Origin of the sequence: Winogradskyella sp. (assembly GCF_013213975.1) — a bacterium.
Taxonomy (GTDB): Bacteria; Bacteroidota; Bacteroidia; order Flavobacteriales; family Flavobacteriaceae; genus Winogradskyella.
In genome coordinates, this window is the sequence record NZ_JABSST010000047.1 from 18,014 (window position 1) to 27,160 (window position 9,147).

The following is a 9,147-nucleotide window of genomic DNA, read 5'->3' on the forward strand; positions in this document are numbered from 1 at the left end:
CTACATAATACCAAAAGCATTAATATTGGCTATTTCTTTTAGGATAATTTTGTTACTGTTTTTTTGTAACGCGTTTTCTTTGTTTGCCAAGGCAAAGTCTAGTTTTCTTTTGCAGGATGTAGATTCTTTAAATATAAATTCTAGTGATAAAGCGAGCCAACTCTTATTTCGAAAAAAATATGATTCTCTTTTATTATTTTGTGGGGCAGAACTTTCAAAATTATTAGACGCCCCACAAAAAGATAGTCTAGAGATTGCGCAATTGTATAAATATCAAAATAAAGCGCATTATCAATTAGGTGATTATTTAGAGGCTATCAAGAACGCCGAATTGGCATTAGACTATTGTACCAATTCCGAAGAAGGAAGATTATTAAAGGGTCAATTATATAGTGATAAAGCCTCTTCAGAAAATTATGCAGGTAAAAGCCGTAGTAACTTCAATTCAACCCTAAATGCTATAAAATATTTAACCAGTGTGCGAAATCTAGATTATGATTATCTCATAACCTCTTACAGATATGTGGCAGAACAATGTGCTTACCATGGCAATATTGATGATGCAAACATGTATATGCGTCTTGCGGAAGACCTTTATTATGAAAATAAGGATATTGTAGATAAAATGGTTACCGATCCCAGTGGATACCGATACAAATATGAAATCATTTTGGCCTACAGTAGAATCTATCAGTTATATCAATATGGTAAAAGTGCTTCGGATAGTCTAGCGTTAATAGAGACCTTTAGACGAATTGAAACCTATAGTCAAGCAACAGACTTTGATGTAGAGCGCGACGGTATATACTATACAACGGCACTAAGTCATGTTGGTGATTGGTATGCTAGTCGTAAGCCTGAAAAGGAAACAACAGAAGAGGATCTTTTAGCAGCATCTGGTTATATCAATAAGGCGATAGATCTAATTGAGAATAAAGGCTATGAGGGCATTCTAATGTCTTTAAAATATAATAGAGTCAAAGTATTGGCCTTGTCTAATAAACTCGATGATGCAGAAAGGGAAATGCGAATTTTGTTAAACAGTGTATCAGAATCTGATGGAAGACGTCCCTATTTTTTAGCGCAAAAAGGTTTAATTAAATCTAAACAAAACCAAAAAGATAGCGCTCTTGTGACATTCTATGAGGCACTTAAAAAAGTGCATTCAGATTCGGTACCATTAGAAATAGACTTAAGCAATTTTAAATCAAGCACAAATTTTGGACATACGAATCTTATCCTTAGAATTGCTGAGGAGATGGATAGATATTTCCCCAATGATAGTTTAGCAAAAAAAACCGTTGCGAGTTTATACCCTTTAGCATTTAAACAATTTGAAAATAGTTATGATAAACGTAAGTTTAATAGGAAACAAAAAACCTATCTACGAAAAATTTTAAGAGGTCTTTTAGATTACTCTGGTCAAGGTTATTTAAAGGATGAAGATCCTATTGATATTTTAAATCGTTTCGAAAATATTCAGAATTTATTGGCTTGGCAGAAGTTCAATCAGAATAGGCAAATAAGTAATTTTCCACGGCTCGATTCTCTACAAGTTCGAAATTATGAGTTGAGAGGTCTCATTGCTGAGAATAAGTTTCAAAATAATACCAGCATCTCGGACTCGTTGCAAACACTCTTGAGTCAAACTGAAAAGTACACCAAGGAAACTTTCCCTAATTTAAGTTTGTTTAACACTGCCAACATTAATATAGACCGTCTTAGAAATGAATTAGATGAAAATACTTTGGTCATTAAGTATGTTGTTTTTGAGAGTCAACTAGCTATTTATTCTATTTCTAAGGCTGACTTTAAGGTTGAGCTTAAACCGTGGACGAGTGCGAATACCAAAGCTATAAACGATTTTGTAAATCAAATAAAAAGTCAAGGTTTCAACAATCAAAAATCAAGTACACTAGCACAATTACTTCTGCCAGAAATTGACAGTTCAATACAACATATTATAGTGAATCCTGACAATGAACTAAGTCAATTACCATTTGAATTACTCCTTTGGAATAATCAGTTTTTAGTTGAAACCTTTGGATTGAGTTACACCTCAAACCTAGGGTTTGTTTTTCCGCAGGTCAACAAAGGAGAGTATGACCAAGAAATGGCAATTTATGCACCAGAATACCCAAATTCCAATGAAAAGTTTGTGGTTAGAAGTCACCCGGTATATTTAGAGGGTGCGAAACAAGAATCCAAATTAATTAGTGAGCTTTTTGCATCTAATTTGTATGATGGTAAAGAATTGACAAAACAAGATTTTATTAAAACTGCCTCGCGCCATAAATTATTGCATTTAGCAATGCATGCTGTTGTAGATAACAGTCAATCTGGTATTAGCCGATTGTTATTTAGCGATGAAAATTCTGGGTCTGACGATTTATACCTTGAAGAACTATATGGTTTAGCCTTAAATGCAGATTTAGCAGTATTGAGTGCATGTAATACAGGTGTAGATAAAAGCAAATCAGGTTCTGATATTGAGTCTTTTCAGCGTGCCTTTACATTTGCTGGAGTTCCTGCAACGGTGGCAAGCTTGTGGGAAGTACCTGACCAGCCAACTAAAGAAATCATGGTGAGCTTTTATAAAAATCTAAAAACTGGAGACTCAAAATCTGAAGCTTTAAGACAAGCCAAATTAGAGTTTTTAGAGCGGCGCCAAGGTACTAAATTAGCGCAACCTTATTATTGGGCCGGTTTTGTTTTATATGGAGACGATTCTCCAATTGTTAATGATCATCTCATTTTGGTTTGTGTATTAGGTTTTAGTTTAATGTCTATTCTGTTCATATTTATTTACAAGAGAATAAAAAAATAATGCGTTTGTAACAAGTTATCTTCAATTGTATAAAACCAGCATCAAAATATTATTTAAATTTTAATCATGGGGTTCGATAAAATAATCCCTGTGAGTAGCATATTGTAACGTATATGATATTTGCCTTACCAGCTTCAGGTGGCTTGTCAATATAGTGGTCAATTTCGTTGTATGATAAGTATATTGCGTTTATGTTATTTTCATTCATCACCTGTTTTATTGTAGTTAAAACATTTCACAAAAAGTTTGTTATAACAACTCCTAAAATACTATTTCATAATAGTCATGGAATAATCCAGACATCTGTCTTTGTATGTGTTTTTCCAGCTATATTTTTTTGCAATTCTATCGGTTACCGTTAGCTCTTTTTGACCCGTATTATCGAAGCCTTGTATTACTTCACTAGCGAAATCTTGTCTGATGCTAGGCATATCAAATTTTCAGATAATGATGCATGGTCATGACGTTTTTTTAATTTATAGTTTAAGAGTTAAATCATTTCCTTTATAGAGAAGCACTATTGCAAATGATAAATAAAGTTTAATATTATTTGTCTGACTACAAGAATTGAGATTACTGAATAGAGTAATATAGACCGTACTCATAATTTGTTTCTGTATCGATAAAAAGTATAACGACGAACAAATCTGTTACGACTTTAAATTGTGATTAAGATAAGAGTCGAAGGCTTTAAAAAAAAAGAGGGGTGAAGTTACAATCATGTATTACTATGTTAATCTTTATAATATACACTTTGAGAGAGTCGATAAATGGAAAATATTAGTATCTTATACATGTAAATTTTAATACGTTTTATCAATGCGCTGGAAAGGTCAACGAAAAAGTTCTAATGTTGAAGATCGAAGAGGACAATCATCTACGGGTCGAGGTATAGGTGGCATAAATCCTTTGCTAATAGGACCCTTATTACGCTTTTTATTCTCGAAAAAGGGATTGCTTATTTTAGGATTGTTTTTCACCATTTCACTATTAACTGGAAATAATCCTATTTCTTATATCGGTCAAATTTTTGGTGTAAGTTCGGGAACTCAGACGGGTGTCACTTACACAGGGTCAGCTCAAGAGAACGAACTTGCAGAGTTTAGTAAAACAATCTTAGCAAGTACTGAGGATATTTGGCATGGTCTTTTAGAAAACTACAGAGAACCAACCTTGGTGCTATTTACTAATTCTGTTAATTCAGCTTGTGGTTTTGCATCAAGCGCTACAGGACCATTTTACTGCCCAGGTGATGAGAAACTTTATATTGACTTAGGGTTTTTTAAGGAAATGGAGCAGCAATTAAAGGCTCCTGGAGATTTTGCTCAAGCTTATGTAATTGCTCATGAAGTAGGCCATCATGTTCAAAATCTTATGGGTATTACGGATCGAATGAATAGGATACGAAGCCAAGTGAGTAAAACAGAATACAACAAGTATTCTGTTCGTCTTGAACTTCAAGCAGATTTTCTAGCGGGTGTTTGGGCTCATCATTCTCAACAAATGAAAAATTGGATGGAAACCGGAGACTTAGAAGAGGCTATTAATGCAGCCAATGCTATTGGTGACGACCGTCTTCAGAAAAATGCCACTGGTAGAGTTGTGCCAGATTCATTTACGCACGGAACTTCCAAACAACGCATGTTCTGGTTTATGAAGGGTTATAAAACCGGTGATTTAAGTCAAGGTGATACTTTTAATGAAAAATCACTGTAGCATTTTGGTGTACAGAGACATTTTTTAAAGTACGAAGCAACCTTTAAGCCACACGTTGTTAAAGTTTTAATTGAGAGTATAGATTTTTAGCCAAAAACTAATGAACCACTTTAACTTAACAGTCTCAATCAAAACACCCACTAAACTCCTGTTTTTACAATTTCCAAGGTACTGTAGGTTTCATTATTTTAGTAACCAATTCCTGATACCACTCTAGCTCTCCGATTTGAATTGAAAATAACATTAACAATACAAGAAAGAGGGACAATAAGATAGCAGGGTGTTTTAATTTTTTTAGTCTGTACCCAATATATAGTATCACGAGCATAAATATCGATACACCAATATTTAGGGATGTTTGTGTGTTAAGCCATGAAATTTCCCCTTCAGTTATCAATATTGGAAACATTATTAAGCGCCCCCAAGCAGGCATTAATCCAAAGAATAAGGTGGAAATCATCCAGAGAGCATGTTCCTCAATTTTTTTTGAGTTTACGATAGCCATGACGACCGCCAATCCGAACCCTATCACCTGAAGTGTTTCTGTTAATACTAATCCATAAAAAAAAGAAGCAGAAAAGACAGGTTCAAAACCGCCAATGGCACCAAAATAGACGTTGGTGGGAACAATGGATAAAGCAGAGAATACCACAGCGCCAGCTATAAAAATGCCCAGCATGCCCCAAAGCCGATGTTGTTTTATGTTACCACGTGTAATTAAATAAGGTTGTACACCCATGAGTATGTACCAAGCTATGGCAGAGAGGGCATGTAAATGGTAGGCCCACGGTTCGGATAACCATGTCATAAAATACTGCGGCGTAAACCCGATAAAAATAATGAGCCATGGAATGGCCATCCATTTATGTGTGTTTCGGTACTGTTGAAGTGTAGAATTCATGGTTTAATGATTTTTAAAAATGATTATTACGTATACTTTTTTATTAGATTGCTATGACGGTTTTTAGGTTTTGTATACAACGCCAAATTTTTTGTTGGTACGTTCCCAATCTTGAGATGTAAAGCCCAATTCTTCTTCCATAGATTTGGTACCAATAGCTCTAAAATAGGCTTCAAAACCAGCTGGTGAATACCCAAAAAATAGCACTACCTCTTCTTTGCCATTATTTTTAAAGCCATGCCAAGTATTACGAGGGACATATATTAAATCTCCAGCATTGCCTTCTTGGGTTTCATCATCTAAGTAAATTTCTATTTGCCCCTTTTGAACAAATAAAAACTCTTCTTCATTAGCATGTTTATGCATAGGTATGGCATCACCTACAGGAATTTTTTCTGTGAGTAGTGACATTTCGGGTACGTAACGATCACTTTTGGCTACTTTAATAATGACTTCGGCTTTTCGCGTATTGCCGATATACCAAACTTCGCCATCCTCAGCTTTTAAAACCATCCCTTTTGTTGTTTGAAAAGCACTTGAATTGGCATGTGCTAGGTTTCCGCCAGTTAGGCAAAACCCTGCAAAAAGGCTAAGTTTTTTTAACGCGTCTCTACGGGTGTTTTGTCTCATTTATTATCGGATTTTTTTAATTGATTCATTCCTTAATTCTTACTTCAAACAATTCATAGACAAATAGGGTAAATGATGGATTGTTAGCAAGAACAAAAGTCAGAATAACCATAGCTATCAGACTGAATGTGCATAATCCAGTAGTTAATGAAATCTTACGGTGGGTTCTCATCTCCCAAAAAGCAATGGTTAAAATCAGTAATAGATAAACAATTGAAGCATACTTTCTGTCTCCAAGTAAGGCAGCTGTCCTAAAAGCAACCGGAATATAAACGGCAATACTTGCAAACAAAATGAGTCTTTTATGCGTATCGCCATGTTTTCGAAATAAAATGGCAAGCGAATAAAAAATGGTAAAAAAGATGAGCATCAATGAGTTTCCTGAAAAAAACAACATGCTTTCAGAGTGTTTAAAACCATAAATGGTAATCATTATTCCCGTTACTAGCACTGCAAGGGCAATAACTACAGAAAAATACCCTAGGGTTTTGTGAATTGCAAAATGCTTTCGTTGAATTAAACCTGTTTGAATAACAACTAGGCCATACCACGCATACATGGCAGTTGCATGAATAACCATAAGTGGATGTACATCAGAGACATTGTTTGGTAAAACGAATGCGTGTATCGCAAAAATTAGGATACTCCCTGCTAATAGTAGTATTGAGAAGTAGTGAAAGAATTTTGATATTTTCATTCGTTTTATCCCTTAATCACTGCATTAAAAAATTCCTGTAAAGCCGTCCATCTGCCCAAGGGTTCCATAAAGCAATTGAAAATATTCACACCAATGGCCAAATACGTAGCAGGATGTTTAAGGTGTTTGTATTTAAGTGCCGTAATTATGATAAGACTAATAATAATGGCATTGGAAATTAGTAGACCCGAAATGGGATTAATATTTAGGGTAAAGTCATTCATTGCAATTTGCAAAAACTGAACGCCCCTACCCAGAGCTGGAAGCATGATTATGAAAACTGTAGATATTAACCACCAAGCGTGATCTTCGAGTTGTTTTCGTTTTACAATAGATTGGATTACGGCATAGCCAAATGCCAAAACCATTGGGATTTCCAAGGCGATGATTCCATAAAAAAAGTAAGGTTCGAAAGGGCCAAATCGTTCAGGATCGGCTATTGCGTTTTGTACACTTTGTATATCGCGGTGCATCATACTCAATGCGGTTAAACAGACTCCACCGGCCAAAAACATTCCAATAATTCCGTTGGTGCGATGCCGTTCTAATTGTCCATGGGTAGCATAATAAGGTTGAATAATGAGGTAAAAATACCATAAGGTACCACTCCAATAGTGGATGTGTACAGACCAAGCATTATCAGTTAAATCGCCCCAATAATCATAAGCAATACCCAATTGCATAATGACCATTGGTATAATCATGTAGCGGTGAAGATTCTTGTACTTTTTCATAATTAGGAAATAGAATTAATTTTTTGGATGTTCTTTACTGGTGAGGTGGTTTGTAATGCTCCATGTATTCTCTTGTTTTTGAAAAACCCTTAAATGAAAATTACGCGAGCCAGATTCTACGTGTATGGAATGTACGATGGCCATATCTTTAGATAGAAAAGTAATCTCATCAGTTTGATGCACTCTCTTAGCTTGCATTACAAAATCAAGTTGAAAGATGAAGCTCAAATACTTTTTTAAATCCTCACGGGATTTAACTACATCACCTACAGAATTAACCCAATAGATATCGTCTGCATAGGCTGATATTGCCATCTCCACATCTGCTGTTTCCCAAGCCTTATTGTAAGTTTTAATAGCACTTAAGATCTTTTCTCTATCTTCAGTTGTTGCCTCTTGTTGGTTCTGGCTTAGTGTAAGGGAGGTAGTCATTAGTAAGGCAATAACAATAAAATGTTGTACAACGGTTTTCATGATGTCTATTGTTTAGTGATTTTAGGCACCTGCATGGTCTGGCAATGGATGCCTCCGCCAAACCAATTGAGCATAAGTGCATTTTTAATACCAATGATCTCTCGGTTGGGGAAGTAGGTTTGTAAAATGGCCTTCATTTTTTCATCCTTCTCTTTTTCCGATTCTGGAAGACCGGGTTTCCAATATTCAGAGACCAAAACAGCACCATTGGTGATTAGGAAATTCGAATAGCCCATAATGGGTACATACGTAATTGTATCGCCAACCTTACTTGACGTGAACATGTCTTTATTGTCATCACTTAAAGGAAATTGATATTGGTGCAATGAAAAGTCAGGGTGAGGTATTTCCACTATATTAAATGGTTTCCCATCTATGTTAGTTTCTTGTTTTAAGCGTTCTAAATTTGCAATAGAGGCATTATAATCTGCCTTCAATAAGGGTGTTTTATCTTTAATTGCAGCTTCTATTGTGGGAATCAGAATGGTAGAATCATTTACAAACCGTAAATAAGCATCCATATGGTAGTTGCCGCCTTGCCCATAAATGTGCTCAATTTTGTGCCAATTTTTATCTATTAACATAGGCTCTTTTATCCAAATGAGCTTCTCCATTTGCAAGGCATCAAGAAACCGATTTTCAATTTCCTTCAGGCTCAATTCTGGATTTCTGGTTTTGGCAAAATCTTCAAAAAGTAATACTACCTTACTCGAAGTGATGAATCCACCTCCTTCGCTATTCAGGTCGATTGGGTTAACCGAATAACCTAACGAATCTGCTAGAATATTGTCGATTTGGGCTCTTTTAAGAAAGGTGGAATCTCCGTAAACGGCTCCCTCCACATTAAATTTGAAATCAGCCATTTGATATTCAGTTCCATTAGTGAGCAAAACAGGTCCGTAATCGCGTATTGCTGCACCAACCATATAGGGATGTTTAAAAACAGTAATGTTCTCCATACTAATTTTAGCTTCTATAAGCATACTATCCAATACCATACGCATCTTATCTGAGGGAAGAATGATGTTTACAGATACGTGCTTCACCAAATTTTTGATAATTTCGATTCTAGCTAGATGATCCGTGGGCAGCATTCCACCGCCCCATCCAGTTTCGTCAGGAAAGTCTATCCAAACCGCTTCATGTTCTTCCCATTCGGGTGGATAGG

At 35.5% G+C, this 9,147-nt stretch carries 8 protein-coding genes; 2 read left to right on the top strand and 6 right to left on the bottom strand.

All coding sequences use genetic code 11. The annotated features are described in order from the left end of the window. The first annotated feature begins 109 nt into the window (after positions 1 to 109). On the top strand, positions 110 to 2,827 hold the full coding sequence (locus tag HRU49_RS08765) for a CHAT domain-containing protein (protein WP_296356239.1): 2,718 nt from the start codon (positions 110 to 112) through the stop codon (positions 2,825 to 2,827). A gap of 819 nt (positions 2,828 to 3,646) precedes the next feature. Further along, entirely contained in the window at positions 3,647 to 4,543 is an 897-nt protein-coding gene (locus tag HRU49_RS08770) for a neutral zinc metallopeptidase (protein WP_296356242.1), read from the top strand. A 154-nt stretch (positions 4,544 to 4,697) separates the two neighbouring features. On the opposite strand, the gene HRU49_RS08775 is transcribed toward HRU49_RS08770, so the two are convergent. The 6 genes from HRU49_RS08775 to HRU49_RS08800 all read right to left on the bottom strand — a co-directional run. After that, positions 4,698 to 5,444 (bottom strand): hypothetical protein, encoded by a 747-nt coding sequence (locus HRU49_RS08775; protein ID WP_296356244.1) that lies wholly within the window; start codon positions 5,442 to 5,444, stop codon positions 4,698 to 4,700. A gap of 63 nt (positions 5,445 to 5,507) precedes the next feature. Next, on the bottom strand, positions 5,508 to 6,074 hold the full coding sequence (locus HRU49_RS08780; RefSeq protein WP_296356246.1) for a cupin domain-containing protein: 567 nt from the start codon (positions 6,072 to 6,074) through the stop codon (positions 5,508 to 5,510). 25 nt (positions 6,075 to 6,099) lie between these two features. Continuing rightward, positions 6,100 to 6,771 (bottom strand): hypothetical protein, encoded by a 672-nt coding sequence (locus tag HRU49_RS08785; RefSeq protein ID WP_296356249.1) that lies wholly within the window; start codon positions 6,769 to 6,771, stop codon positions 6,100 to 6,102. Between the two features lie 5 nt (positions 6,772 to 6,776). After that, positions 6,777 to 7,505 carry a hypothetical protein gene (locus HRU49_RS08790; protein WP_296356251.1) on the bottom strand — a complete coding sequence of 243 codons (729 nt, stop codon included), beginning with the start codon at positions 7,503 to 7,505 and terminating at the stop codon, positions 6,777 to 6,779. 15 nt (positions 7,506 to 7,520) lie between these two features. Next, positions 7,521 to 7,979, bottom strand: a complete 459-nt coding sequence (locus HRU49_RS08795; protein ID WP_296356254.1) for an SgcJ/EcaC family oxidoreductase — start codon at positions 7,977 to 7,979, stop codon at positions 7,521 to 7,523. Between the two features lie 5 nt (positions 7,980 to 7,984). Continuing rightward, positions 7,985 to 9,147, bottom strand: a 1,163-nt coding sequence (locus HRU49_RS08800; RefSeq protein ID WP_296356256.1) for an agmatine deiminase family protein, incomplete at its 5' end; no start/stop codon positions are given.